The organism is Marisediminicola sp. LYQ85, assembly GCF_046600695.1.
Classification (GTDB): Bacteria; Actinomycetota; Actinomycetes; order Actinomycetales; family Microbacteriaceae; genus Marisediminicola.
In genome coordinates this window covers 143,602-170,066 of sequence record NZ_JBKIWO010000001.1, presented here as the reverse complement: position 1 = coordinate 170,066, position 26,465 = coordinate 143,602, and the positions used below count along the sequence as shown (strand labels likewise).

The following is a 26,465-nucleotide window of genomic DNA, read 5'->3' as shown; positions in this document are numbered from 1 at the left end:
GCACCGCCGGTTTAGCCCCCCGCTCGATCCCGGCGGTCGAACCCCGACCCCGGTCGCACCACTCGGTGCGACCGGGGTCTTTCCGTTCGGGCGTGTGTTGAGGAACGCCCCTCCGACGGGTCGGGTGCTCCGGGCCCGCGGGTCGGTCAGCGTTCGGTCGTGATCCACGCGAGCGGGATGTCGATCGTCACCTCGGTGCCGCTGCCGACCATGGTGTGCCAGTCGATCGTGCCGCTCAGTTCGCCCTGAATGAGCGTGCGCACGATCTGCGTGCCGAGCCCCGACCCGACCTTGCCCTCGGGCATCCCCGCGCCGGTGTCGCGCACCTTGACGCTCAATCGCTCCTCGGATCGCGTCGCGTCGATCTCGACGTCGCCTTCGCGGCCCGCGAGGCCGTGCTCGACGGCGTTCGTCACGAGTTCGGTGAGCGCGAGGGCGAGCGGCGTCGCGTACTCGCTCGGGAGGACCCCGAAACTCCCCGTCGACTTCGGGTGCACCTTGGTGTTGTGGGTCGAGGCGACCTCGGCGATGAGCAGGAGCACCCGATCGAAGACCGCGTCGAAGTCGACGTTCTGGCTCAGGCCCTCGCTCAGCGTGTCGTGCACGACGGCGATCGCCGCGACGCGCCTCATCGCCTGGTTGAGCGACTCCCGCGCCTCCTCGGAGTGCGATCGTCGCGCTTGGATGCGCAACAGCGAGGCGACCGTCTGCAGGTTATTCTTCACCCGGTGGTGGATCTCCCGGATGGTCGCGTCCTTCGTGATGAGCTCGCGCTCCTGGTGACGCAGCTCCGTGACGTCGCGGCACAGCACGATGGCGCCGACTCGCTCACCGCGGTCGCGGATCGGGATGGCTCGGAGCGACACCGTGACCCCGCGAGCCTCGATGTCGGTTCGCCACGGCGCGCGCCCCGTCACGACGAGGGGAAGCGACTCGTCCACGACGCTCTGGCCGCTCAAGAGCATCGTCGTGACCTCGGCGAGCGACTCCCCCTCGAGTTCGCCCGCGAACCCCATGCGGTTGAACGCCGAGAGACCGTTGGGGCTCGCGAAGTTCACCATCCCGTCGGTGTCGAGCCTCAGCAAACCGTCGGATGCCCGTGGCGCACCTCGGCGCGGTCCCGTCGGCGCCCCGAGATCCGGAAAGTCTCCCCCCGCGATCATCGCGAAGAGGTCGTTGGCGCACTCGTTGAAGGTGAGCTCCTGCCGGCTCGGGGTGCGCGCCTCGCTCAGGTTGGTGTGTCGCGTGATGATGGCGACGGGAGCATCCGTCGTCTGGGCTCCCGTCGCGGCGAGGCGTCGCAAGACCGGGACGGCCCGCACGCGAGTGGGGGTCTCCTCGTACCAGTCCGGCGCTGCGGAGTCGATGATGTGGCCGGAGACGAACGCATCCGTCACTTGCTTGCGCCACTCGGGCTTGATGTTCTGCCCGACGAAGTCGCGGTAGAAGAGGGTCGCCGAGCTCGAGGGGCGCGCGTGCGCGACGGCGACGAAGGAGTCGGTCGTCGTCGGGACCCACAGCACGATGTCGGCGAACGCGAGGTCGGCGAGGAGCTGCCAGTCGCCGACGAGAAGGTGGAGCCATTCGACGTCGGCCTCGCTCGAGCGGCCCTGGGCGAGAACGAGATCACTGAGGGTCGACACGCGTCTAGCGTAACCGCCGGGGGGTGCGGCTCACTCCTCGTCCGACCACGACGCGACGAGGGTCTCCGACGCGGCGACGGCTTCGGTCGCCACCGCGACGAGCAGGTCGCGAAGCGACGAGCTGCCGAGGAATCGCAACTGGTCGAGCTCCGACACGGGGGCGACCCCCGCCAGTTGCCACGAGCCTTCGACGGGATCGCTCGAGATCTCGACACTCGCCGCCCACGGTTGCTCGACGAATTCGCTCGCGATCGCGAGGGCGCGACGCACCGCCTGGTCCGCCTCGGCCTTCTCTCGCTCGAGATCGTCGCTCCAGGCGAGCTCGGGCAATTCGTGAACGAGAGCGCGCGGGTAGGGGTCGTCGGGCAACCACTCGTCGACGACGATGCGGTTCGTGCCCGTCGCGGCGAGCCCCACGAAGCCCTCGCCCGACTCGAGCTGCGTGATCTCCGCGACGGTGCCGACCTCGAAGCGTTTCTCCGCGTTCGCCCCGGTGAGAGCCTGGCCGCCGACCTCGTGACCCCGCTCGATGAGGACCACCCCGAATCGCGGCTCCTCCGTCTCGATGAGGTGCGCGAGCATCTGCAGGTAGCGGGGCTCGAAGAGACGCAACTGGATGGGCATGTGCGGAAACAGCACCGACCCGAGCGGGAACATCGGCAACTCCACGGTGCCGGGCGGCGTCGGGTTCGGCGTCGGATTCGGCGTCGAGGTCATGGTTCAAGCGAACCACTTTTCGTGCGTCGCTTCGAGAGACGCAGGATGTTGGCAGGAGCGGGGCCCGGGGCGTGAGCACGCCGCACGACGGCTCCGCGGAGTCGACACCCGACATCCGACATCCGACATCCGATGTCAGCGCCGTGCCCGCTGTGCCCGCCGAGCCCGTCTCGTCGTGGTTCGCCCCTCCGGCACGAGGGTGGCCTCGACGAAGCGCTGGATCGCCACGCGCGCGGATGACTTCGGCGCGGTGTCTCGCACGGTGCGCCCCTCGAGCACGGCGGTGTCGAAGGCGTGGCGGTCGTCGGGCACGAGAGCGGTGGGCACGATGCCCCCGAACCGTCGGAGGGTCTGCTCGACGTGCGCCGCAGGGTTGAGCCCGACCGCGCTCATGCGCACGCGGTTCACGACGACATCGATGTGCGCGGTGTCGACGACCTCGAGCAGGTCGGCGTGCGAGCGCAGAAAACGCGAGAGCCCGACGGGGTCGGCCGCCCCCACGGCGACGATGCGGTCGGCCGAACGCAGAGCCGAGACCGTCGCGGCGTTGCGCCGTGGCGCGAAGAGGTCGCTGCTGATCTCCTCGTCGTCTTCGAGGCTCGAGGCGGTGTCGACGACGGTCACGTCGACCCAGTCGCGACACGCCTCGAGGGTCGCCGTCACGCGGTCGCCGGAGAGCTCGGGCCACCGACTCGGTCGTCCGAGCCCCGTGAGCACCCAGAAACTCCCGTGTCCGGTGAGGTATCGCTGGCCGATCCGCTCGAGCTCGGGCACCGTCAGACTCCCGGCCCCCGCGAGTCTGCACGCGGCGGCGAACCCCGGGGACTCGTCGAGCAGGCCGAGAGACGGCGCGATCGACGCGCTGTGGGTGTCGACGTCGGCGAGAGCGACCGTCGAGCCCGCGGCCGCGAGCTCCGCGGCGATCGAGATCGCGAGAGCCGTGCGCCCGGGCGACCCCGCAGGCCCCCACACCGCCACGACGCGACCGCGCGCGGGGCGCGATTCCCGCGGCGGCACCGAGGGCAGCCCCGTGAGCATCCGCTCGACGACCGAGAACGGCGCATCGGCGTCGACGGTCTCGAGCAGTCCGACGGATGCCGCGTGCCTCCGGTGCGCGTCGGTTGCGACGATCGCGACCACCCGCACTCCCGCCGCGTCGCACGCCGCGAGCAGGTCGACGGTGAGCATCCGTCGATCGGCCGTCACGATGGCCGCGTCGATCCGCGACACGGGCCCGGCAGTCGCGATGGCGATCCGACTCCCGATCGCGTCGGTGAGCTCCGCGACGTCGTCGCACCGCGCGACGACGGTGTGCCCGTGACGCTCGAGGTCCCGGGCGACCGCCTCGTCGAGTCCGGGCGGGAGCGCCAGGGCGACGGCGACCACCTCAGCCTCCGATCGGGAGGCTCGTGGGCACGAGCGACACGGCGTCGTCGTTGGCGAGGGACTCGAGCACGCGCGCGACGCTCTCCCGAGGCACGAGCACTTCGACGGCGAGGTCGTCGTCACCCGCGATGATGCCCTCGCTCTCGATGATCCTCACGACCGTCGCATCGCCGACGAGCACGGCGGGCGCGCCGAAGACACCGGGTTCGCTCTCGCGCGCGCTCCAGATGTCGACGCTCGCTCCCGGCCCGACGCCCGCGGGGAGCCGCCCGGGCACCCCCACGACGACGGCCGCTCGCGTCGTCCCCTCGCGAGAGCCGACCGCGGCCGCGGGAATGAGTTCGCCCCTCGACACGACCCTCGTGACGACGAGGTCGGCGATCGGCCTCTCGTCGGCCGCCAGATAGAGACCGTGGGCGTCACCGAGGGAGACGGAGCGCACCGTCACGTCGTCGCTCTCGAGAACGTCGCCGGGGCTCAGAGCGGCGCTCGCCACCCAGACATCGACCGTGCGGTCGAGCGACGACACGAGTGTCGTGACCGCGGCGACCGAGACGACGATGAGCCCGATGCCGACCGCGAATCTCGGGTCGAACCAGGCGGAGCGCGGAGGTCTCTCGAGCGCTGTGCGCGGTTTCGCCATCTCGTCCCCACCCTTTCGCGGCCATCCCTCGCGATGCCGTCGCCGTCGCCCTATCCAAAACTCCCGGGCGCCGACGAGAGCGAGTTATCCACAGGGCCGCCGGGGTATCGCTGCGGCCTCGATAATCGACGCATGGACGAGTTGGCGAGCGCAGACGGCCTCGGCCGTTTTCTCACGCTCGCCGACACCGCCGAGATCCTCAACATCTCCGCGAGTCAGGCTTACTCGCTCGTCCGATCGGGCGAACTGCCGGCGATCAAGGTCGGCAGAGCCGGCCACTGGCGCATCGAACGCACCGTGCTCGAGGCGTACATCGAGGGCAAGTACGAGGAATCCCGCCGCATCGGACTCTGGAACCAAGCCGAATACTCGTCACTGCCCGAGTACTCGTTCGACCCCGACCGACCCCGCGGCGGTCAGACGCGCACGAGCACGACCTGATCGAACGGCACGATGCGGTACTCGCTCACGAGCGACTCGCGCCGGGGCACGCCCCGCTCGTGGATCGCGAGGTCGAGATGGTCGCGGCCGACCCTGTCGATCGTGCCCACCGCGCTCCCCGAGCGCAACCGGACCTCCACGGTCGATCGGCGTCGACACAGATCGCGCAGGACGAAACTCAGGGTGAGCCTCGCGGAGAGCGAATCGGGCGGTCCCTCCCTCCCGGTGGAGGGGGCGGAGATGCTCTCGACGACGCGCTCGCGAGACAACACGACGCCCGCGATCGACGAGAACGGCACGATGCACTGGTCGCGCCTCGACGTGTCGCCCGCGACATCCGCCGACAGCCAGTCTCTTCCGATCGTCGCGGGGGCGACGTCGATCGCGGTGCCGTCGCACAGCAGCAGGCGGACGATGCGCGAACCGTGCTTCCCCGCCGCGCTGCGGATGCCGGCCACGCGGTCGCGGAGCGACAGTCGCCCGATGCGCAGCCGCTCCTCCTCGGCACGGACGTCGAGTTCTTCGGCGAAGAGCTCGTGTTCGAGTTGACCCTCGAGGTCGTCGAACAAGTCGTCCCAGCGCATCGTCGAAAGCTAGTGGCGGGCATCCGGCGCCATGCTGGTTATCCACAGCCCCGTTGTGGGGCGTGGACTCGGGTAGACCGAGCTGTCACGATGATTTCTCACGGCGCCGCATCCCCTGTTCGGGGGGCATGCCGTGACGACCAACGACCTCGGTTCGGAGATGCCATGAGCAACGCGATGCCAGTCCAGCCCGCCGGTTCCGCCCGGGCCGCCGCGCCCGAGAGGGCGCTCGCCACCGCGAGCCCCTCCCCCGCCCCAGCGGATCGCCCGAGACCGCGGTCCCGCATCGAGGCCGAGGAGTTCTTCGGGCACCAACCCGCGAGCACCTCCTCGCTCCCGAGCCCCGAGCCGCTCCTCGAGAATCTCACGCGGTGCGTCATCGAGATCCTCGCGGGCGCCCGCGATCTCGAGCAGATCTCCCGCTGGGTCACCGACGACGTCTATCGGCACTTGCTCAAGCGCGTCGTGATCTCCGCCCGCGCCCGGCACGCGAAACACCAGCCCGTCGTGCGCCCGACCTTCGCGATCGGGTCGACGACGATGTGCGAGCCGCGGGACGGCGCGGTCGAAGCCGTCGTCATCGTGCGCGGTCGGGCGCGAACCCGCGCCGTCGCCATCAGGCTCGAAGGTCTCGACGACCGATGGCGCGCGACCGCGATCAACGTGCTCTAGACAGACCCGTCGGCTGCCGTTCTGCTGCCTCTACTTGCCCTTGGTCTGCGAGCGTCGCTGAGCCCGGTTCGCCGGTGCGGCAGCGGCCCCCGACGATTGCTCGCCGAACGCTCCGCGCGACGCGGGAGCCGAGGCTCCCCCGGCTCCTCGTCCGCCTGGTGACCGCTTGGGGCCGCCCTGAGTCGGCTGCGACGCGGGAGCCTGCGGGACACCCGACTTCTCGTCGCTCTCGCGCTGCGCCCGTGCCGTCGCGGCCTGCTCGATCTGCCCGCGCTGGTTGCGCACCTCGACCTCGCCGTCGGGGTTGGGCGCCGAGTAGGTGAGCTTGTCGACGGGAGCGCCAGACGCTCCGAGTCCCTTCGCCGCGACCGTCGGCATCGCCGCGGTGGCACCGGCAGGCGAGACCTCGACCTCGAGGTTGAAGAGGAACCCGACGGTCTCCTCGCGGATCTGGCCCATCATGCTCTGATAGAGCGTGAAACCCTCGCGCTGATACTCGACGAGCGGGTCACGCTGAGCCATCGCGCGCAAGCCGATGCCGTCTTTCAGGTAGTCCATCTCGTAGAGGTGGTCGCGCCAGCGGCGGTCGATGACCGAGAGCACGACACGACGCTCGAGTTCGCGCATCGCGGGCTCGCCGAGGGCCTCGGTGCGCTTGTCGTAGGCGAGCTTCGCGTCGGCGAGGATCTCGTCGGCGAGGAAGTCGCGCGTCAGCCGACCGCGCGATCCCGCTTCGGTGAGCACCTCGTCGACGGTGATCGACACGGGGTAGAGCGTGCGCAGCTCGGTCCACAGGGCGTCGAGATCCCAGTCATCCGCGCTGCCTGCGGCGGCGTGCTCGTCGACGACCTCGGAGATGACCTCCTCGAGGAACTTCTGGGTGCGGTCTTGCAGATCGTCGCCCTCGAGGATGTGGCGGCGGTCGCCGTAGATCGCCTCGCGCTGCCGGTTGAGGACGTCGTCGTACTTGAGCACGTTCTTGCGGATCTCGGCGTTGCGCGACTCGACCTGGCTCTGCGCGCTGCGGATGGCGCGGCTCACGACCTTCGACTCGATCGCGAGATCGTCGGGCACGTTTCCGCGACCCATGAGCGACTCCGCGGCGGCGGAGTTGAAGAGGCGCATGAGGTCGTCGGTGAGCGAGAGGTAGAACCGGCTCTCGCCGGGGTCACCCTGTCGACCAGACCGCCCCCGCAGCTGATTGTCGATACGGCGGGACTCGTGACGCTCGGTGCCGAGAACGTAGAGGCCGCCGGCTTCCCGGACCTTCGCCGCTTCCTCCTCGACCTCCGCCTTCACGCGGGAGAAGACGTCGTCCCACTCCGCCTCGTACTCGTCGGGGGTGTCGACGGGGCTCAAACCCTTGGCGTTCATCTCGGCGACGGCGAGGAACTCGGCGTTACCTCCGAGCATGACGTCGGTTCCACGACCCGCCATGTTCGTCGCGACGGTGACCGAGGCGAGTCGCCCGGCCTGAGCGACGATCGCGGCCTCGCGCGCGTGGTTCTTGGCGTTGAGCACCTCGTGCTTGATGCCCCGTTTCGCGAGCATCTTCGAGAGGTATTCGCTCTTCTCGACGCTCGTCGTGCCGACGAGAACCGGCTGGCCGTTCTCGTGGCGCCCCGCGATGTCTTCGACGACCTGCTCGAACTTGGCCGTCTCGTTCTTGTAGACGAGGTCGGACTGGTCGATGCGCACCATGCTGCGGTTGGTGGGGATCGAGACGACGCCGAGCTTGTAGGTGCTCATGAATTCGGCGGCCTCGGTTTCGGCCGTACCGGTCATGCCCGAGAGCTTCTTGTAGAGCCGGAAGTAGTTCTGCAGCGTGACGGTCGCGAGGGTCTGGTTCTCGGCCTTGACCGCGACGCCCTCCTTGGCCTCGATCGCCTGGTGGATGCCCTCGTTGTAGCGACGCCCCATGAGGATGCGGCCCGTGTGCTCATCGACGATGAGCACTTCGCCGTTCATGACGACGTAGTCCTTGTCTTTCTTGAACAGCGCCGCGGCTTTGATCGAGTTGTTGAGGAAGGAGATGAGCGGGGTGTTCGCCGACTCGTAGAGGTTGTCGATGCCGAGGTAGTCCTCGACCTTCTCGATGCCGGGCTCGAGCACGCCGACGGTGCGCTTCTTCTCGTCGACCTCGAAATCGACGCCGGGCTCGAGCTTCTTCGCGAGTCGCGCGAACTCGGTGAACCAGCGGTTGGCCTCGCCCGACGACGGCCCCGAGATGATGAGGGGGGTCCGGGCCTCGTCGATGAGGATCGAGTCGACCTCGTCGACGACCGCGAAGAAGTGCCCGCGCTGCACCATGTCCTGCGCTTGCCACGCCATGTTGTCGCGCAAGTAGTCGAAGCCGAACTCGTTGTTCGTGCCGTAGGTGATGTCGGCGGCGTACTGCTCGCGCCGCACCGCGGGAGTCTGCCCCGCGACGATGCAGCCCGTGGTCATTCCGAGGGCGCGGAACACGCGCCCCATGAGCTCGGACTGGTAGTTCGCGAGATAGTCGTTGACCGTGATGACGTGCACGCCGCGCGACGCGATGGCGTTGAGGTATGCCGCGGTCGTCGCGACGAGGGTCTTGCCCTCACCGGTCTTCATCTCGGCGATGTTGCCGAGGTGGAGGGCGGCGCCACCCATGAGCTGAACGTCGAAGTGCCGGAGCCCGAGCGTGCGCTTGGACGCTTCGCGCACCGCCGCGAACGCCTCCGGGAGGAGGTCGTCGAGGGATTCGCCGTTCGAGTAGCGCTCGCGCAGCTCGACGGTCTCGTTCTTCAGCTCCTCGTCGGTGAGACCCGTGAAGTCGTCTTCGAGGTGGTTGATCGCCTCCGCATACCGCTTGAGTCTGCGCAAGGTGCGGCCTTCTCCGACTCGGAGAACGCGCTCGAGAACATTTGCCACCAGAAACTCCCAATGCTTTTCGTGAGGCCGCCAGATCGATCAGGGCCGTGAAACCGGTCCGTGACCGATCCGTGATGCTGACCAATCCTAGCGATGCGCCACTAGGAGCGTGCTGAGGGGCGCCGATCCTCGTGGATCGACGCCCCTCAGCGTGCTCTCTTTCGCGAGCGGGTCAGCTCGATCGCTTCCGTGACGCCGTCACGCTCTCCTGGATCTCGGCGGCGTCATCGTCGAGACCGATGACGCCGTAGTCCCAGCCCTTGCGTCGGTAGACGACGCTCGGGCGGTCGGTCTCGGCGTCGATGAAGAGGTAGAAATCGTGCCCGACGAGTTCCATGTAGTAGAGCGCGTCGTCGACCGTCATCGGCATCGACGCGAACACCTTCTTGCGGATGACGACAGGGCTCCAGTCGTCTTCGGTCTCGTCGGCCGTCGCCGACGGCACGATGTCGATTCCGCCCGTGCGCACGCGATCGAGCACCTCGGGATCGGCGGGGGTGATGTCGACGACGCTGAAACCGTCGGCGCTCGCCTCGCGCAGCGAGGTCGGTCGGTGCTTACCGCGATGGACCTTCGAGCGGTCCTTCGCCTTGCGGAGTCTCTGCACGAGTTTGTCGAAGGCCAGATCGAATGCGACGTACTTGTCGGATCCGTTCGACTCGGCCCGCACGAGCGGCCCGGGGCCGATGAGCGTCAGCTCGACGCGGTCATCCCCCGACGACCCGTTCTTCCCGCTGTGACGGGAGACTTTCACTTCGAAGGCTTGGGCCTTCTCGGCGAGATGCGCGATCTTCTCGGCCTTTTCGGTGGCGTAGTCGCGGAATCGATCGGTGATTCCGAGGCCCAGTCCGTTGATGGAGATTTCCATGACGTCCTCCCAGTTCGCTCGGCACGGTAGTGCTGCACCCTCGTGAACCACGCGGTGCTCCGCGCCTCTTTCGCCCAACCTAGTCTCCGGAAACGGTGATGTCATCCGATGCCCGGGTATTGCTCGAGCGTCTCGGCGTGGCCGCCGCGGCGGCGGCCGCCACGACGTTACCGCCCGCCGCCGTGATCGCCCGTGTCGCCTCGGCGAGAGTCGAACCGGTCGTGACGACGTCGTCGACGAGCAGGAAGAAGCGGCCGTCGAGACGCGATCGGGCGGCGAGCGACCCGTGCGCGTTGCGGGCACGCGCGGCGCTGTCGAGCGACTTCTGGGCGACGGTCGAGCGGGCGCGGCGGAGCACTCGAGCGGGCCCCGGGAGCCCTCCCCGCCGCACGAGGAGCGCGACCGGATCGAACCCGCGCGCGCGATAGGCGGATGCCGACGACGGCACCATCGCGATCTCGATCGCGGGCGCCCCGGCATCCACCCTCACCCCCTCGAGGGCTCGGTGCACGGATGCCGCGAGCGCGAGTGCGACGGGTGTCGCCGCGTCTCGTCTGCCGTTCTCCTTCACCGCGACGATGACCGCGCGCATGACCCGCTCGTAGCGCGCGGAGGCGGTCACCGACACCGTGCTCCCCGCGAGGTTCGCGGCGTCGAGAGTCACGGGAGCGAGAGGCTGTGGGGCGAGGGCGGCGAGACACTCCCGGCACACGCTGCGCCCGTCGGCGCCGCACCCGGCGCACGACACGGGCAGCACGACCGCCGCGGCGTCGAGCACCGCCTCGCGCACGAGCGCCGGCAGCGCCTCTCGCGCGCGCCCCGGCACCGCCTCGCGCGCGAGCGGGTGTGGGGCAGGCGGGCGGCGCGGCATGAGCCGAGCCTCGCGCCCGGGGCGGCTCTCGAACGTCGCCAGCACCTCACCGTGGAGCGACCGTGCCGCGTCACCCCCGGGGAGGGGGCTCACTCCGGGTCAGCGCTGGGTCGCGATGAAACCCACCTCGACGCCCGTCTCCGTCCATCCGCTTCCGCTGCGTAGGAGGATCATCCCCGAGTCGTCGATCGCCCGCAGGTTGGATTCCCCGTTCCCGCCCACGAGGGCGACGGCGCCGGGCGCTGCACCGAGCGGGGTGCGGTCGCCACCCACGGTGTGTGCCACGACGGCGCTGCCCGATCCCGTCGTCGAGAGCGTCGCGACGGTGAGCTCGTCGACCCACGTCGCATCGAGGGCGTCCGCCCCGGAGACGACGGAGTCGAGCACCGACTCGCTCAGGGCGAGCGGCACCCCGTCGGCGTTGGCGTCGCGGCTGATCGCCTTGACGACGAGCCGCGTCCCCTCCTCGGACTCGACGAAGATCAGGATGCGCGCGCCGTCACGGGAGATGTCGATCGCAGCGACATCCGCGTCGGAGGGGAGTCCGGTCGCGAGTCTCGTGACGGCCCCGTCGAAGCTGTAGGCCAAGACTACGGAGGCGTCGGTCTGCGACGCGACCCAGACGAATCCGACGTCGTCGAGAGACGGGGTCACGAGGGACTGCCGCGTGTCGAGGAGGGTCGCCGCGCCCTCGCCCGCCCTCACGAGCGAGACGCCTGACGAGCTGCGCACGGCCGCGACCCCCTGCTCGAGGGCGACGGTCGCGCCGACGGCGTCGAGGTCGGCGATCTTCTCTCCGAGCGACCCGATCGAGGCGACCCCGTCTCCCGAGACGAACCCGACGCTCCCCTCGCGCTCGACGAGCGCGCGCGAGTCGACGGAGGGTTCGGGCTGGGGAACGGTGTCGGAGACCTCGCTCGAGATGAGCGGTGTCCCGCCGACCGTGAGGCTGACGCGGCGGATGTTCGGCACGGTCGCGAGGCTCTCGGTCAACTGCACTTGCATGAGCTGCCGCTCGGCGTCGTCGGCCGAGAGCGCCTCGGTCGTGAGGCCGAGGTCGGCGACGCCGGCCTGCACGTCGATGCTCGGACCGTCGAGCTGGGTGCCCTCGGGAAACGCGGTTCGCACGGCCCCGCTCAACCACGGGGGCGGACCGCTCAAGAGCGTCGTGACGATGCGCTGAGTCGCCGAGCCGGTGGCGAACCACCGCAGGTCGGGAACGAGCTCGTCGTTCTCGGGGTCGAGGAAGTAGAGCGTGTGGGTGTCGAAGAGCGAGCGGAAGGTGATGTCGGAGAGCACGATGCCGTCGTCGGCCGAGCTGATGCGCCACTCCCCGTTCTCCTGCACGAAGTCGAACGGCAGCACGAGCGCCGCGGGCTCGGAGTTGCGGCGGTACGCCCCCGCCGAGTCGACGGTTGCGACGGAGGCGAGGGAGTATTCGACGGTGTCGTCGTCGACCTCGGTGAATCGCCCCTCGGTGTTGCGCACCGTGACGGAGCGACGCGGGTTCCACTCGGCCTCGAACCCGTCGCTCAAGAACTGCCTCGCGACCTCGTAGTCGTTCGCCGATCCTGTGAAGGCATCGACGAATCCGCGCGCGATGTCGGCGGGCTCGGCGCCGGCGACGGGACCGAGCGGAAAGTACTCGAATCCGGCGTCTTGCTCGACGAGGTCTTCGCCGACGATGACCGAACCCGACGACGGGATGCCGACGCACCCGGCGAGCGCGACGGCGACGAGGGCGGCCCCGGCCACCGCCCGCACCGACCGGGCCGCGAGCGAGCGAGCGTGGCGCGTCACGATGGGCCGTCCTCACCGGGCGGCGCGTCGACGAGCTCCTGCGGGGGCAGCTCGAGTGGCGACCTCGCGATTCCGACACCGCGCACGCGCGGCAGGGTGAGCCTGAAGCACGTGCCGGTGCCGACCTCCGACCAGACATCGAGGTGGCCGTCGTGCTGGATGGCGTCTTCGAGAGAGATCGCGAGCCCCAGACCCGTGCCGCCGATCGTGCGCCGGCGAGAAGGGTCGGCGCGCCAGAATCTCTCGAAGACCTTCTCGACGTCACTCTCGCTCATGCCGATGCCGTGATCGCGCACGGCGATGGCGACCGCGGTCGCATTGCTGTCGACCGTGACGACGATCGGTCGCCCCTCGCCGTGTTCGACGGCGTTGCCGAGGAGGTTGCGCAGGATGCGGCGGATGCGCCGGGCATCCACTTCGGCCTCGAAATAGCCTCCGGGCGCGACGACGAACATCTCGCTCCCCCGCTCGTGGGCGAGGGAACCCATCTGGTCGACGGCGTCGTCGACGAGACGCACGAGGTTGGTCGGCTCGAGGTCGAGTTCGACGGCCCCCGCGTCGTAGCGACTGATCTCGAGGAGGTCGGCGAGGAGGACCTCGAATCGCTCGACCTGGGTGTGGAGCAGTTCGGCCGTGCGCTCGGTCGCGGGCGGGAAGCTCTCGCGCTGGTCGTAGAGAACATCGCCCGCGAGGCGGATGGTCGTGAGCGGTGTGCGCAACTCGTGCGAGACGTCGGAGACGAAACGCTGTTGCACTCGCGAGAGGTCGGCGAGTTTGGTGATCTGCTGCTGCAGGCTGTCGGCCATGCCGTTGAACGATCGAGCGAGGGTCGCGATGACATCCTCCCCCTTCTCCGGTATCCGGACCTCGAGCTCGCCCGCCGCGAGCCTCTCGCTCGTTTCGGCGGCGAGTCGCACCGGGCCGACCACGAGCCGCACGACGATGTAGGTCACCCCGCCGATGAGCGCGACGAGCGCGAGACCGCCGGCGAAGAGAGTCTGCTGCACGAAACCCAGAGTGCGCTCCGCGTCGCTCAGGTCGTAGACGAGGTAGAGCTCGTAGAGCCCCGCGGAGGGCACGGTCAACCTCGACCCCGCGACGAGCCCCGGTGCGTCGTTCGGCAGGTCGACCGACTGCAGGAACACGCGCTCCGACGTCTCCGAGACGGCGACGCGCATCTGCGGCGTCACGACCTCGTCCGGAAAGTCCCGGCTGCTCGTCGGCTGCAGGATCTGCGGCGTGGGCGGTTGGTCGGAGCGCAGGATCGCGATGCCCGTGCCTCCCGGGCTCGTCGTCGAGCTCGCGACGGCCGTCTGCACTTGCACCCCGAGGGTCGCGAGCTCGACGGGGTTGGCGTCATCGGTCGCGTCGAAGATCTGCTGCGCGATGAGGTTGGCGCGCACCGCCTCGGAGTTGACCTGTTCCTGTCGCGACGCGAAGAGGTTGCCGCCGATGCTCACGGACATGTAGGCCCCGATGATCGTCACCGCGGCGCTCGAGAGGATGACGGTGATCGCGACCGTGCGGAACTGCAGCGACGTGCGCCAGAACCGCAGCAGTCGCGCGAGCGCCGAACGCCACGTCACGCGGAGCCCGTCAGTGGGAGCCCGCGCGGTAGCCGACGCCCCGCACGGTCATCACGATCTGCGGGTTGTCGGGGTCGACCTCCACTTTGGCGCGCAGACGCTGCACGTGCACGTTGACGAGCCTCGTGTCGGCCTTGTAGTGGTAGCCCCACACCTGCTCGAGGAGCATCTCCCTCGTGAACACCTGTTGCGGTTTGGAGGCGAGGGCGAGCAGGAGCTCGAACTCGAGCGGGGTGAGGTTGATCCTGCTGTCGCCGCGACGCACCTCGTGGCCCGCGACGTCGAGCTCGATGTCTCCGACGGTGAGCACGTCGGTCGAATCGGACGCGGTCGGTCGAAGCCGCGTGCGGATGCGCGCGACGAGCTCTTTGGGGTTGAACGGTTTGACGACGTAGTCGTCCGCTCCGCTCTCGAGGCCGCGCACGACATCCGCCGTGTCGGACTTCGCCGTGAGCATGATGACCGGCACCCCGGACTCGGCGCGGATCTCGGCGCACACCTCGATGCCGTCTTTGCCCGGGAGCATGAGGTCGAGGAGGACGAGGTCGGGCTTGGATGCCACGAACGCGTCGAACGCCCCCGAACCGTCGGCGCAGAAGACCGGGTCGAAGCCCTCGGTGCGCAGCACGATGCCGATCATCTCGGCGAGCGCTGTGTCGTCGTCGACCACAAGGATGCGTGCTGTCATCGTCTCCGTCTTCGGATTCGCACGCCCGTCGCGCGGACGTGGGTGGAGCTTTGGCACAACAGTAGTCGAGTGTGAAAGCATCGTCGGGTGGCGCCCACGACCTGGGGCGCGGTTCGAGGGGGATCGAGTGACCGACAACCACGCGTGGCAGTCGCCGGAGGCCGCGGGACCCGTGCGCCCGAGCGGGAGCGAGCCGTCGTACAGCCCGGCGACGACCCCCGCGACACCTCCGGGTGCGGGGCCCGGCGCGAACGCCGGATGGACGCCGCCGCCGAAGCCCGGGCTCATTCCGCTGCGGCCTCTCGAGTTCGGCACGATCCTCGGAGCGCCGTACCGTTTGCTCCGCCGCAACCCGCGGCCGACCTTTGGTGTGAGCCTGCTCCTCGTCGGCGTCGCCTACCTCCTGACCTTTCTCGTCACGGGGCTCGTGACGTTCTTCGCGTTCTCCCGCATCGACTCGGCGGCGAGCGCCTCCGACGCCGACGACATCGCGGCGGGAGCGGTCGCTCTCATCGTGCTGTCGACCCTCGTGCCCATGATCCTGCTGCTCGTCGCGACGGCCATCATGCAAGCGATCGTCGTGCTCGAGGTCGCGAGGCAGTCTCTCGGTGAGAAGCTCCGCTTCCCCCAGTTGTGGCGCCTCGCGAAGGGGCGCATCGGCGCCGTCGTCGGGTACACCCTCGTCGTGACCGTCATCGTGCTCGTCGCCCTCGTCGCGGCGATCGCCGTCGTCGTCGCGGCTTTCGTCGCGGGCGACGCGGGCATCGCGATCGGCATCGGTCTCGCGGTGCTGCTCGTTCTCGGGGGGATCGTGCTCACCGCGTGGCTCACGACGAAACTCGCTTTCGTGCCGAGCGCGATCGTGCTCGAGCGCGTGTCCATCCGCGCGGCGATCTCGCGCTCGTGGCGGCTCACGAACAACGCTTTCTGGCGCACGTTCGGAACCCTCCTCCTCGTCGCGATCATCCTCAACGTCGCGTCGAGCATCGTGAGCGCCCCGCTGCAGATCGCGGCCTCGTTCCTCCCCGCCATCCTCGCGCCCACGGGTGACGAGACCGTCGTCATCGTCGTGCTCGTCGTGACCGTCGTCGTGAGCCTCATCGCGACGGTCGTCATCTCGGCGGTCATCCTCGTGATCCAGTCGGCGACGACCGCCCTGCTGTACCTCGATCAGCGCATCCGCAAGGAGGGGCTCGACCTCGACCTCATCCGCTACGTCGAGGCGAGGCAAGTGGGCGACGCCGGAGCCCGCAACCCGTTCGAGACGGTGCGCGAGACGGCATGAGGCTCGCCCCCATCGAGCCGGACGTCGACGAGGCCCGCGATCTCCTCGAGCGCGAACTCGCGAAGACGGTCTACACCGAGGCGCAACCCAACCTCTTCGACAGGCTCGCCTCCGCCGTGTGGGACTGGATCCTCGGTCTCCTCGACGGCATCGAGGGCGGCCCGCCCTCGCTCGCCTGGATCGTCGTCGCGGTCGTCGTGATCGCCGGTCTCGTGGGCCTCTACGTGATCTACGGAGCCCCGCGCATCAACCGCAAGAGCGCGGTCACGGGGGCTCTCTTCGGCGATGACGACGAACGTGACGCCGCGGCCATCCGCCGCGCGGCCGAAGCGGCGGCGCGCGACGCCCGCTGGGATCTCGCGATCGAGGAGATGTTCCGCGCCATCGCGCGCGGGCTCGCCGAACGCGCCGTCGTGACGCCGACGCCCGGGATGACGGCGAGCGCGTTCGCCGCGGCCGCGGGAGCGCACTTCCCCGACTCCGCCGCGGGGCTCGCCGCCGCGGCATCCGACTTCGACGAGGTGCGCTACCTCGATCGCACGGGAAGCGAGGAGCAGTGGTCGCGCGTGGTCGCCCTCGAGGCTCGCGTGAGGTCGGCTCGCCCCCTCTTCGACGCACCGGTGCCCGCGTGACCGCGCCAGCGCCCGCTCCGGCCCTCGCGCCCGCTCCGGCCCTCGCGCCCGCGCCGGACTCCCGAGCGACGGTCCTCACCCCGACCTTGAGGCAATCGGGGCGCAGGTCGCTCTTCTGGATCGTGGCATTCCTCGGTGTCGTGCTGCTCGCGGTCGGGTCACTTCTGCTCGTGGGCGCGTCGGACGATGCCCGGAGACTCTCCCCCGCGAACCCCGCTCCCGAGGGCACGATGGCCGTCGCGGAGGTGCTCCGTCAGCAGGGTGTCGATGTCGTCGAGACCTCGAGCCTCGACGAGACGAGGCAGGCTCTCTCGGCCGCGTCGGCCGAGTCGGTCTCGATCGCCCTCTTCGACCCCGACGGCATCCTCGACGCCGACCAGCTCGCCGAGGTCACGGCGCTCTCCGCGCGCACGGTGCTCATCGAGCCGGGTTTCACGATGCTGCGCGAGCTCGCCCCCGGCGTGAGTGCCGCGGGATCCCCCGACGACGACGCCCTCGAGGCCGGATGCTCGCGCCCCGCGATCACGGCAGACGCGACGGTGTCGCCCGGCGGGGTGTCCTACCGCGTCGACGACGATGCCGCCGCGACGGCCGACGTGTGCCTGCGGAGCGAGAGCGAGGGGAGCGACCCCGCCTACTCGTTCGTGAGCATCGATCGCGACGGTTCGACCCTCGACATCCTCGGGGCGACCGACGCCCTCACCAACGGGCAGATCCGGTCGCTCGGCAACGCCGCATTCGCGCTCACGGTGCTCGGCGAGACGGACACCCTCGTCTGGTACCTGCCGTCGGCATCCGATTCGTCGGAGATCGTCAACCCGGCGGACTTCACTCCGCCGTGGGTGACGCCCGCGATCACCCTCGCGGTGGCTCTCGTCGTCGTCGCCGCCGTCTGGAGGGGTCGCCGGTTCGGTCCGCTCATCGTCGAGAACCTCCCCGTCACACCGCGGTCGAGCGAGACCATGGAGGGTCGAGCGCGCCTCTACCAGAAGGCGGCGGCACGCTCCCGGGCCCTCGACGCGCTGCGCATCGGCAGTGTCGCTCGCCTCGCGCGAGCGTGCGGACTCGCGAGCTCCGCGACGCTCGACGAGGTGATCCTCGCGGTCGCCTCCGTGCTCGGCACCGATCCGCGGAGCGTGAGGGAGACCCTCGTCGACTCGACCCCCGAGACCGACGTCGACCTCGTGCGCTCGAGCGACGACCTCCTCGCCCTCGAAGCCTCCGTGCGCCGCGCGGTGGCCCCGTGACGACCACCCATCCCACACCACGCCTTCCCCACCAGAGACCACCGATCGATCCGGAGACGCCACGCTCATGACAACCGAGTTGAGAACAGCTTTCGCCAACGTGCGAACCGAGGTCGGCAAGGCCGTCGTCGGCCAGGATGGCGCGGTCACGGGCCTGCTCATCGCCCTTCTCGCGGGCGGCCACGTGCTGCTCGAGGGTGTGCCGGGGGTCGCGAAGACCCTCCTCGTGCGCTCGCTGAGCCACGCGCTGAGCCTCGACACCAAGCGCGTGCAGTTCACCCCCGACCTCATGCCCGGCGATGTCACCGGATCGCTCGTCTACGACGCGAAGGCCGGCGAGTTCGAGTTCCGGGCCGGTCCGGTCTTCACCAACATCATGCTCGCGGACGAGATCAACCGCACTCCCCCCAAGACGCAGTCCGCGCTTCTCGAGGCGATGGAGGAGCGCCAGGTCTCGGTCGACGGCGAGAGCCGCTTGCTGCCCGTGCCGTTCATGGTCGCGGCGACGCAGAACCCCGTCGAGTACGAGGGCACGTACACCCTGCCCGAAGCGCAACTCGACCGCTTTCTGCTCAAGCTCGTGCTCGATCTGCCCGAGCGCGACGTCGAGGTCGAGGTTCTGCGTCGCCACGCCGCGGGGTTCTCGCCGCGCGACCTCACCGCCGCGGGGGTCACTCCCGTGTTGACGGCGGCCGAGCTCGCCGAAGCTCAAGCCCTCGTCGCTCGCGTGAACACCAACGCCGACGTCATCGGGTACGCCGTCGACCTCGCGCGCGCCACCCGGAGCAGCCCGTCGGTGAGACTCGGGGTGTCGCCGCGCGGGTCGACCGCACTGCTCGCCGCGTCGAAGGCGTGGGCGTGGCTCACGGGGTCCGACGGCGTGACCCCCGACCACGTGCAGGCGATGGCGCTCCCGGTGCTGCGCCACCGCATCCAGCTCCGCCCCGAGGCGGAACTCGAGGGCGTCACGTCGGACACGATCCTGCGCTCGATCATGCAGCACGTGCAGGTGCCGATCTAGTGGCCATCTCCGGCTGGTTCGTCGCCCTCGTCGCGGTTGGCATCGTGCCGATCGTGCTCTCGGGCGAACCCGCCGCCGCGGCCGTGTGGCTCGCTCTCGCGATCGTGCTCGGGGCCGTTGACATCCTGCTCGCGGGTTCTCCCCGGGCGGTGACCCTCACGCGCGACGTGCCGTCGCGCGTGCGACTCGGTGAGAGCGTCACGAGCACTCTCACGATCACGAATCGCGGCGTGCGGCGCATCCGCGGCATCGTGCGCGACGGTTGGCAACCGTCGGCGGGAGCGGCGAGCACGAGGTCGGCCGTCTCGATCCCGGCGGGCGAGAGGCGCATCGTCACGACCATCCTCACCCCGTTCCGTCGAGGTGAGCGTCGCGCCGTGCACGTGACCATCCGGTCGTTCGGGCCGCTGCGCCTCGCCGCGAGACAAGCCACAATCGCCGAATCGAGCGTTCTGCGGGTGCTCCCCCCGTTCAACTCGCGCAAGCACCTCCCGTCGCGCATCGCGCGCCTCCGTGAACTCGACGGCGCCACGAGCGTGCAGGTGCGCGGCCAGGGAACCGAGTTCGACAGCCTGCGCGAATACGTGCGCGGAGACGATGTGCGGTCGATCGACTGGCGCGCGACCGCGCGACGCGACGACCTCATGGTGCGCACGTGGCGCCCCGAGCGCGACCGGCGCGTGGTCGTCGTCATCGACAGCGCGCGCACCTCGGCCGCGCGCATCGCCGACGAGCCGCGCATCGACACGGCCTTCGAATCGGCCCTGCTCCTCGCGGCCCTCGCGAGCACCGCGGGTGATCGCGTCGACACCGTCATCTACGACCGGCGCATCCGCGGTCGCGTGCAGGGGGTCAACGGTCCCGAGCTCCTCAACCGCATGGTCACGACGATGGCTCCCGTGAATCCCGAGCTCATCGAGATGGACTGGTCCGCGGTGCCCGCTCTCGTGAACTCTGTCACGTCGCAACGGGCACTCGTGGTTCTCATGACGTCGATCGACGCACCGGGCGCCTCGCGCGGGCTGCTCTCGGTGCTTCCCCAGTTGACGCGCAAGCACCTCGTCGTGGTGTCATCGGTGAGCGACCCCGCCATCGTCGAAGCTGTGGCCGATCGCAGCGATCGGTCGTCGATCTATCGTGCCGCCGCCGCCGAGCGCTCGCTCCTCGACACCGCGCGCGTGACCGAAGCCGTCGTGAGGCTCGGAGCGGATGTCGTGACCGCTCCCCCCGCGGACCTTCCCCCCGCGGTCGCCGACCGCTACATCGCGCTCAAGCGCGCCGGCCGCCTCTAGCCACCGGGTCGCGCGATCCGGTCAGCCCGCGACGATGCGACGGGCTCCGGCCTCGAACTCCTCGAGGTCACCCGTCTGACCGGCCCGTGACGCACGACCGCCGAGGCCCCACTGGTAGGCGAGGAACGCCGCGAGGGCGATCGTGCCGATGCCGATCTTGACGGGCCACGGCCAACTCTCCTGGCGGGTGACCCAGCCCTCGATGACACCGGAGACGAGCAGGGCGATGATGAGGCCGATCGCGACGGTGAAGAGGGCTCGCCCGTCTTGAGCGAGAGCCTCGCCTCGCGTGCGAGCGCCGGGGGCGACCCACGACCAGAAGATGAGGAGGCCGGCCGCCGCCGCGACGAAGACCGCGTAGAGCTCGAGCTGGCCGTGAGGGGAGATGTAGAGGAAGAAGTCGCCGAGACGCCCGAACTCATTCATGATCGCCGCGGACTGCCCGAGGCCCATCGCGTTCTGCATGATCACGTAGGGCACGAACAGCCCGGTGATGCCGAACGCGATGCACTGCGCGGCGATCCGCGCGTTGTTCGTCCAGACCTGGCCGGCGAACGACGCCTCGGGGTTGTTCGAGTAGTAACCCACGAACTCCTCCTCGGCGTAGGCCCGCCTCGTCGCCTCCGAGCCGAGACCCGTGAGGAGCGCGGGGTTGTCGATGAACCACAGCGCCGTGAGGAACCCGATGAGCCCCGTCGCGAAGGCGACGGCGAGGGTCGTCCATCGGATCCGGTAGAGCGCGGCGGGCAACTGCAGGAAGAAGAACATCCGCATCTGGTCGACGACGTTGACGCCGACCCCCGTGAAACGCAAGCGCGCGCGGCTCAGACGCAGCGACAGCCGGTCGGCGTGCGTCGACGAGCCCGTCGTCGTCTTCATCGTCGACAGCTGCGCCGTCGCCGACTGATAGCGCTCGATGAGCTCGTCGGCTTCGGCCCCCGTGTGGCGGCGTTGATTGCCGAGCTGGGCAAGCCTGTCCCATTCATCGCGGTGGGCGGCGGAGTATGCGTGAAGATCCATCTGCTTAAATACTAGGCATGGCTCAGCTCCCCGAGTTCGAACCGGACTACGAGACCGACGACGAACTCGTGACGGGCGAGGCGGTCGCCCTCGATCTGCGGCCCGCGAGTTTCGTGTTGCGTGCCGCCGGAGCGATGATCGATTTCCTCCTCGTGGTCGTTCTCGGCATCGGCGGGGTGCTGCTCCTCACGAGCCCGCTCGTCTCCGGGTCACTCGACGATGCGGCCGTCGCGGCCATCTCGGTCGCGCTGTTCGTCTTCGTCACGATCGTCGTGCCGACCGCGATCGAGACGCTCACGCGGGGCAAATCGCTCGGCAAACTCGCTGTCGGCGCCCGCATCGTGCGCGACGACGGCGGAGCGATCGGCTTTCGGCACGCGTTCATCCGCGCCCTCACGGGTTCACTCGAGATCATCACGACCCTCGGTGGACTCGCGGCCGTCGTCGGGCTTCTCAACTCCCGCACGAAGCGCATCGGCGACATCCTCGCGGGCACGTACAGCCAGCACGAGCGCGTGAGCTCCGCGGTCGAGCCGGAGTTCTCGGTGCCGACGGAGCTCGAGGCGTGGGCCGAGACGGCGGATGTGCGGCGGCTCCCCGATCGGCTGTCGAGGCGGATCGCGCAATTCCTCGTGGGCGCCCCCGGCATGACCGCGACGGCTCGCATGAGGGTCGCCGACGAACTCGCGGTCGAGGCGACTCCGTTCGTCAGCTCGGTTCCCGACATCCACCCCGAAGCGTTCCTTCTCGCCGTCACAGCCATCCGACGCGATCGTGACAGCGCGGCTCTCGCGCTCGAGCGGGCAAGGCTCGATCAGCTCGATCCGGTGCTCACGGGGATGCCGCACCGGTTCCCCGATCGCGACTGACCTCTCGGCCGCGGCGAGGCGACCGGCACCCGCGGGCTCTCCGCCCGTCCGGCGTGACACCATTCGGACATGAGATTCCTCGTCCTCGGCGGTACAGCCTGGCTCGGTCACCGGATCGCCGCGACGGCGCTCGAGCGGGGGCACGACGTCACGTGCCTCGCGCGCGGCTCAGCCGTGCCCGACGGCGCGGAGCTCGTCGTCGCGGACCGCGACGACCCGCGCGAGCTCCCGCTCCCCGCGGGAGCGCACTGGGATGTCGTCGTCGATGTCGCGAGGCAACCGGGGCATGTGCGCCGCGCCGTGCGCGAGCTCCGATCGCGGTCCGGCCGCTACGTCTTCGTCTCGACGGGCAACGTCTACGCCTCGCAGAGCGACGAGGGTGCGGACGAGACCGCCAAACTCCTCCCGGCGCTCGTCGCCGACAGCTTCACCGACCCCGACCACTACGGGCCGGCGAAGGTCGCATGCGAGAGCGCCGTGCTCGCGGCGTTCGGGTCGGGCCGCTCGCTCATCGCCCGAGCAGGGCTCATCGGCGGGCCGGGAGACCCGACAGGACGCACGGACTACTGGCCCCGACGCTTCGCCCGGGAGACGGCGGGAGACTCGATCTCCGGCGGTCCCGTGCTCGTTCCCGACGCCCCCGACCTCCCGACCGCCCTCATCGACGTCCGTGATCTGGCCGACTGGCTCGTGCGCGCCGCCGAGGCGGGCACCGCGGGAGTGTTCAACGCCGGGGGCACCCCCGTGCCGTTTCCCGCTCACCTCGACGCGGCGAGAGCAGCGGCGAGAGCGGTGACGAGAAGCACCGCTCCCACCGTCGTCGCGGCGGAACGCTGGCTCCTCGACCGAGGTGTCTCCGAGTGGGCCGGTCCGCGATCGCTGCCCCTGTGGGTGTCGGATCGCTCGTGGTACGGCATGAACGCGAGGTCGTCCGCCGCCGCGCGCGCAGCGGGACTGACCGTGCGCCCGCTCGAAGACACCCTCCGCGACGCCGCGCTCGCACACGAGAGCGACTCGCCCTTCCCCGGCGGCGCGGGACTCGCACCGGCTCACGAACACGACCTCGTGGTCGAACTCGAGACTGCGCGCGAGAGCCCGCCCGCGGCACCTCAGTAGCGGTAGTGGTCGACCTTGTACGGCCCGGCCTGGTCGACGCCGATGTAGGCGGCCTGGCGAGGGGTCAGGGTCGTGAGCGTGACCCCGAGGGCGTCGAGGTGCAAGCGCGCGACCTTCTCGTCGAGGTGCTTCGGCAGCACGTAGACCTTCTTCTCGTAGTTCTCGCCGTGGGCGTAGAGCTCGATCTGCGCGAGGACCTGGTTCGTGAACGACGTACTCATGACGAACGAGGGGTGGCCCGTGGCGTTGCCGAGGTTCATGAGGCGGCCCTCGGAGAGCACGAGGATCGCGCGACCGTTCGGAAGGCGCCACTCGTGCACCTGGGGCTTGATCTCGACGCGCTCGGCGCCCTCGAGGGCTTCGAGTGACGCCATGTCGATCTCGTTGTCGAAGTGACCGACGTTCGCGACGATCGCGAGGTGCTTGAGGCCGAGGAGGTGCTCGACCGTGATGACGTTCTCGTTGCCCGTTCCGGTGACGACGATGTCGATCTGGTCGAGCACGCTCTCGATCGTCGTGACCTGGAAGCCGTCCATGACCGCCTGGAGCGCGCAGATCGGGTCGACCTCCGAGACGATGACGCGGGCACCCTGGCCGCGCATGGCCTCCGCCGCCCCCTTGCCGACGTCGCCGTAGCCCGCGACGAAGACGACCTTGCCGCCGATGAGCACGTCGGTCGCGCGGTTCAGACCGTCGGGGAGCGAGTGGCGGATGCCGTACTTGTTGTCGAACTTCGACTTCGTGACCGAGTCGTTGACGTTGATCGCCGCGAACAGCAGATCGTCGTTCTTCGAGAGCTCGTAGAGGCGGTGCACGCCCGTCGTGGTTTCCTCGGTGACCCCGAGGATGTCGTCTCCGATGCGGGTCCAGCGGTCGGAGCTCGACGCGAGCGAGGCCCGGAGGGTGTCGAGGATGACGCCGTACTCGGCCGAATCGCCGGGCGCGGCATCCGGCACCGCGCCGGCCGCCTCGAACTCGCGACCCTTGTGCACGAGGATCGTCGCGTCGCCACCGTCGTCGAGGATCATGTTGGGGCCGGTCCACGAGGCGCCGGCGGCCTCGGCCTCGGCACTCCAGTCGAAGATCTGCGAGGTGCACCACCAGTACTCCTCGAGCGACTCGCCCTTCCACGCGAACACCGGCACACCCGCGGGAGCCTCCGGGGTTCCCGTCGGACCGACGGCGACGGCCGCGGCAGCCTCGTCCTGGGTCGAGAAGATGTTGCAGCTGGCCCATCGCACCTGGGCACCGAGCGCCACGAGGGTCTCGATGAGCACGGCCGTCTGCACCGTCATGTGCAGGCTGCCGGCGATGCGCGCGCCGGCGAGGGGCTTGCTGTCGCCGAACTCCTCGCGGAGGGCCATGAGCCCGGGCATCTCGTTCTCGGCGAGACGCAACTGGTGGCGCCCCGCGGTGGCGAGAGAGAGGTCGGCGACCCTGAAGGGGAGAGTGGTGGTGGCGAGCGTCATGGCGCCATTGTCTCAGGTCGGCGGGCTCACGGGCTGTGCGTTTGCGCGCCGACGCGGGGGTGTCAGCGCCGGATGAGCTCGAGCACCGCGTCGCGCACGCGCGTCATCTCGGTCGAGGTCTCCGCCTCGACGTTGAGGCGCAGGAGCGGCTCGGTGTTCGACGGCCGCACGTTGAACCACCAGAACGGACCGTCGGCGAGCCGCGTTCCCGTGACCGTGAGCCCGTCGAGCTCATCGAACTCCGCCGACGAGGCGAAGGCGTCGACGATGCGAGCGTATGCCGCCGAGACGTCGGTGACCGTCGAGTTGATCTCTCCGCTCGCCGAATACGGCGTGAACCTCGCCGAGAGGGCGGACATCGTTTCGTCGTTCGACCCGAGCTCGGCGAGCGTGTGCATGGCCGCGAGCATCCCGTTGTCTGCGCCCCAGAACTCTTTGAAGTAGTAGTGCGCCGAGTGCTCGCCGCCGAACACGGCTCCCGTCGACGCCATCTCGTCTTTGATGAGCGAGTGCCCGACCCTGGTGCGCACGGCGACCGCTCCCGCGGACTCGATCGTCTCGGGCACGAACCTCGAGGTGATGAGGTTGTGCAGCACGACGACCTCGTCGTCGCCGAGCGACTTCGCCCGCGCGATCGACCGGAGGGCGACGATCGCGGCGATCGCCGACGGTGTGACGGCCTCTCCACGCTCGTCGACGACGAAGCAGCGATCGGCGTCACCGTCGAACGCGAGCCCGAGGTCCGCGCCGTGTTCGACGACGGCGCGCTGCAGGTCGACGATGTTCGCGGGGTCGAGAGGGTTGGCCTCGTGGTTCGGAAACGTGCCGTCGAGCTCGAAGTACAGCGGCACGATGTCGAGAGGCAGCTCGGGGAGCCCGGCGGAGCCCCCGAGCACGGCGGGCACGGTGAGCCCGCCCATGCCGTTGCCCGCGTCGACGACGACCTTGAGAGGGCGGATGCCGCGCAGGTCGACGAGCTCGCGCAGGTATCCCGCGTAGTCGGCGAGCACGTCGCGCTCGCCCACGACGCCGGGCGTCTCCACCGCGTCGATCCCGTTCTCGAGGTAGCGCGTCGCGCGATCCCGGATCGACTCGAGCCCCGTGTCGAAACTGATTCCCTGGGCGCCCGCACGACTGAACTTGATGCCGTTGTAGGTCGCCGGGTTGTGGCTCGCCGTGAACATCGCGGCCGGGAGGTCGAGTCGACCAGACGCGAAGTACGTCTCGTCGGTCGAACACAGCCCGATCGACACGACGTCGACACCGCGAGCGACGACACCGCGGGAGAAGGCCTCGACGAAACCGGGAGACGAGTCCCTCATGTCGTGGCCGACGACGACCGACGACCCGGGGGCGCCGACCTCGTCGGCGAACGCCGCCCCGAGGGCCCGCACGACGTCGTCGGTCAGTTGCGACCCGACGAGGCCTCGCACGTCGTAGGCCTTGATGAACGGGGAGAGGTCGATCGGGCCCGCGCCCTCGTCAGTCATGCCGAAAATCCTAGGTCACGCATGACGACGTGCCTCACGACCTGCCACCCCTGCGGAACAGACAGGCGCTCGGAGTGCTTGGGGCACAGGTCGTAGCTGTGCGGCTCGGGGGCGTAGCTGAGGGGGCCGAGCACCGCCATCGAGTCGCCGTAGTCGTAGGTGAGTGTCGACACCGCGTCACTGACGCAGGCGACCTTGCTGCAGAGCCGTCCATCCATTTGCCGTCA

24 protein-coding genes are annotated in these 26,465 nt (G+C 69.6%); 9 read left to right on the top strand and 15 right to left on the bottom strand.

The genetic code is table 11. From position 1 onward, the window contains the following. Window positions 1-146: 146 nt before the first annotated feature. The 4 genes from ACLHG5_RS00730 to ACLHG5_RS00715 all read right to left on the bottom strand — a co-directional run bounded on the left by ACLHG5_RS00730 (window position 147) and on the right by ACLHG5_RS00715 (window position 4,389). Window positions 147-1,643, bottom strand: coding sequence for a sensor histidine kinase (locus tag ACLHG5_RS00730; RefSeq protein WP_411316123.1), 1,497 nt, complete (start codon window positions 1,641-1,643; stop codon window positions 147-149). Between the two features lie 30 nt (window positions 1,644-1,673). Continuing rightward, window positions 1,674-2,360 (bottom strand): LON peptidase substrate-binding domain-containing protein, encoded by a 687-nt coding sequence (locus ACLHG5_RS00725; RefSeq protein ID WP_411317568.1) that lies wholly within the window; start codon window positions 2,358-2,360, stop codon window positions 1,674-1,676. A 135-nt stretch (window positions 2,361-2,495) separates the two neighbouring features. After that, a complete protein-coding gene (locus ACLHG5_RS00720) occupies window positions 2,496-3,746 on the bottom strand; it encodes a CpaE family protein (protein ID WP_411317567.1) in 1,251 nt (416 codons plus the stop codon). A gap of 1 nt (window position 3,747) precedes the next feature. Beyond that, window positions 3,748-4,389 (bottom strand): hypothetical protein, encoded by a 642-nt coding sequence (locus ACLHG5_RS00715; protein ID WP_411317566.1) that lies wholly within the window; start codon window positions 4,387-4,389, stop codon window positions 3,748-3,750. Window positions 4,390-4,521: 132 nt separating this feature from the next. On the opposite strand from ACLHG5_RS00715, the gene ACLHG5_RS00710 reads away from it, so the two are divergent. Continuing rightward, window positions 4,522-4,830 carry a helix-turn-helix domain-containing protein gene (locus tag ACLHG5_RS00710; protein WP_411317565.1) on the top strand — a complete coding sequence of 103 codons (309 nt, stop codon included), beginning with the start codon at window positions 4,522-4,524 and terminating at the stop codon, window positions 4,828-4,830. On the opposite strand, the gene ACLHG5_RS00705 is transcribed toward ACLHG5_RS00710, so the two are convergent. Beyond that, window positions 4,806-5,414: a hypothetical protein gene (locus ACLHG5_RS00705; RefSeq protein ID WP_411316128.1), complete on the bottom strand. Its 609-nt coding sequence runs from the start codon at window positions 5,412-5,414 to the stop codon at window positions 4,806-4,808. The genes ACLHG5_RS00710 and ACLHG5_RS00705 overlap by 25 nt on opposite strands. 165 nt (window positions 5,415-5,579) lie before the next feature. Between ACLHG5_RS00705 and ACLHG5_RS00700 the strand changes: the two genes are divergently transcribed. Next, window positions 5,580-6,086, top strand: a complete 507-nt coding sequence (locus ACLHG5_RS00700) for an Rv3235 family protein (RefSeq protein ID WP_411316129.1) — start codon at window positions 5,580-5,582, stop codon at window positions 6,084-6,086. Between the two features lie 30 nt (window positions 6,087-6,116). Here ACLHG5_RS00700 and secA read toward each other — a convergent pair whose 3' ends face one another. The 6 genes from secA to mtrA all read right to left on the bottom strand — a co-directional run bounded on the left by secA (window position 6,117) and on the right by mtrA (window position 14,797). Beyond that, window positions 6,117-8,984 (bottom strand): preprotein translocase subunit SecA, encoded by a 2,868-nt coding sequence (gene secA, locus ACLHG5_RS00695; RefSeq protein ID WP_411317564.1) that lies wholly within the window; start codon window positions 8,982-8,984, stop codon window positions 6,117-6,119. Window positions 8,985-9,156: 172 nt separating this feature from the next. Further along, window positions 9,157-9,852: a ribosome hibernation-promoting factor, HPF/YfiA family gene (hpf, locus tag ACLHG5_RS00690; RefSeq protein ID WP_411316131.1), complete on the bottom strand. Its 696-nt coding sequence runs from the start codon at window positions 9,850-9,852 to the stop codon at window positions 9,157-9,159. A 79-nt stretch (window positions 9,853-9,931) separates the two neighbouring features. Continuing rightward, a complete protein-coding gene (locus tag ACLHG5_RS00685; protein ID WP_411317563.1) occupies window positions 9,932-10,723 on the bottom strand; it encodes a ComF family protein in 792 nt (263 codons plus the stop codon). Between the two features lie 99 nt (window positions 10,724-10,822). Further along, window positions 10,823-12,523 carry an LpqB family beta-propeller domain-containing protein gene (locus ACLHG5_RS00680; RefSeq protein ID WP_411316133.1) on the bottom strand — a complete coding sequence of 567 codons (1,701 nt, stop codon included), beginning with the start codon at window positions 12,521-12,523 and terminating at the stop codon, window positions 10,823-10,825. Then, window positions 12,520-14,109, bottom strand: a complete 1,590-nt coding sequence (gene mtrB / locus ACLHG5_RS00675) for an MtrAB system histidine kinase MtrB (protein WP_411317562.1) — start codon at window positions 14,107-14,109, stop codon at window positions 12,520-12,522. Before mtrB ends, ACLHG5_RS00680 begins: the two co-directional genes overlap by 4 nt. A gap of 10 nt (window positions 14,110-14,119) precedes the next feature. Continuing rightward, on the bottom strand, window positions 14,120-14,797 hold the full coding sequence (gene mtrA, locus ACLHG5_RS00670) for an MtrAB system response regulator MtrA (RefSeq protein ID WP_411316135.1): 678 nt from the start codon (window positions 14,795-14,797) through the stop codon (window positions 14,120-14,122). Window positions 14,798-14,924: 127 nt separating this feature from the next. Here mtrA and ACLHG5_RS00665 point away from each other — a divergent pair, with 127 nt between their 5' ends. The 5 genes from ACLHG5_RS00665 to ACLHG5_RS00645 all read left to right on the top strand — a co-directional run bounded on the left by ACLHG5_RS00665 (window position 14,925) and on the right by ACLHG5_RS00645 (window position 20,274). Next, a complete protein-coding gene (locus ACLHG5_RS00665; protein ID WP_411317561.1) occupies window positions 14,925-16,082 on the top strand; it encodes a hypothetical protein in 1,158 nt (385 codons plus the stop codon). Continuing rightward, window positions 16,079-16,714, top strand: a complete 636-nt coding sequence (locus tag ACLHG5_RS00660; RefSeq protein WP_411316137.1) for a DUF4129 domain-containing protein — start codon at window positions 16,079-16,081, stop codon at window positions 16,712-16,714. Before ACLHG5_RS00665 ends, ACLHG5_RS00660 begins: the two co-directional genes overlap by 4 nt. Continuing rightward, complete coding sequence (locus ACLHG5_RS00655) at window positions 16,711-17,961, top strand: DUF4350 domain-containing protein (protein WP_411317560.1); 1,251 nt, start codon at window positions 16,711-16,713, stop codon at window positions 17,959-17,961. The genes ACLHG5_RS00660 and ACLHG5_RS00655 overlap by 4 nt, the downstream gene beginning before the upstream one ends. A 67-nt stretch (window positions 17,962-18,028) precedes the next feature. Then, window positions 18,029-18,982 carry an AAA family ATPase gene (locus ACLHG5_RS00650; protein WP_411317559.1) on the top strand — a complete coding sequence of 318 codons (954 nt, stop codon included), beginning with the start codon at window positions 18,029-18,031 and terminating at the stop codon, window positions 18,980-18,982. Beyond that, window positions 18,982-20,274 carry a DUF58 domain-containing protein gene (locus ACLHG5_RS00645; protein WP_411316140.1) on the top strand — a complete coding sequence of 431 codons (1,293 nt, stop codon included), beginning with the start codon at window positions 18,982-18,984 and terminating at the stop codon, window positions 20,272-20,274. The genes ACLHG5_RS00650 and ACLHG5_RS00645 overlap by 1 nt, the downstream gene beginning before the upstream one ends. A 21-nt stretch (window positions 20,275-20,295) precedes the next feature. On the opposite strand, the gene ACLHG5_RS00640 is transcribed toward ACLHG5_RS00645, so the two are convergent. Continuing rightward, window positions 20,296-21,294, bottom strand: a complete 999-nt coding sequence (locus ACLHG5_RS00640) for a stage II sporulation protein M (protein ID WP_411316141.1) — start codon at window positions 21,292-21,294, stop codon at window positions 20,296-20,298. Between the two features lie 17 nt (window positions 21,295-21,311). Here ACLHG5_RS00640 and ACLHG5_RS00635 point away from each other — a divergent pair, with 17 nt between their 5' ends. Both ACLHG5_RS00635 and ACLHG5_RS00630 read left to right on the top strand, forming a co-directional pair. Beyond that, window positions 21,312-22,163, top strand: coding sequence for an RDD family protein (locus ACLHG5_RS00635; RefSeq protein ID WP_411316142.1), 852 nt, complete (start codon window positions 21,312-21,314; stop codon window positions 22,161-22,163). Between the two features lie 69 nt (window positions 22,164-22,232). Further along, entirely contained in the window at window positions 22,233-23,279 is a 1,047-nt protein-coding gene (locus ACLHG5_RS00630; protein ID WP_411317558.1) for an oxidoreductase, read from the top strand. On the opposite strand, the gene ahcY is transcribed toward ACLHG5_RS00630, so the two are convergent. From ahcY to ACLHG5_RS00615, 3 genes are all read right to left on the bottom strand, one after another. Further along, complete coding sequence (gene ahcY / locus ACLHG5_RS00625; RefSeq protein ID WP_411317557.1) at window positions 23,273-24,748, bottom strand: adenosylhomocysteinase; 1,476 nt, start codon at window positions 24,746-24,748, stop codon at window positions 23,273-23,275. The two genes, ACLHG5_RS00630 and ahcY, sit on opposite strands and share 7 nt — an antisense overlap. A 62-nt stretch (window positions 24,749-24,810) precedes the next feature. Next, window positions 24,811-26,238, bottom strand: a complete 1,428-nt coding sequence (locus tag ACLHG5_RS00620) for a phosphomannomutase/phosphoglucomutase (protein WP_411317556.1) — start codon at window positions 26,236-26,238, stop codon at window positions 24,811-24,813. Continuing rightward, complete coding sequence (locus tag ACLHG5_RS00615) at window positions 26,235-26,456, bottom strand: DUF3499 family protein (RefSeq protein WP_411316146.1); 222 nt, start codon at window positions 26,454-26,456, stop codon at window positions 26,235-26,237. The genes ACLHG5_RS00620 and ACLHG5_RS00615 overlap by 4 nt, the downstream gene beginning before the upstream one ends. Window positions 26,457-26,465: the final 9 nt, after the last annotated feature.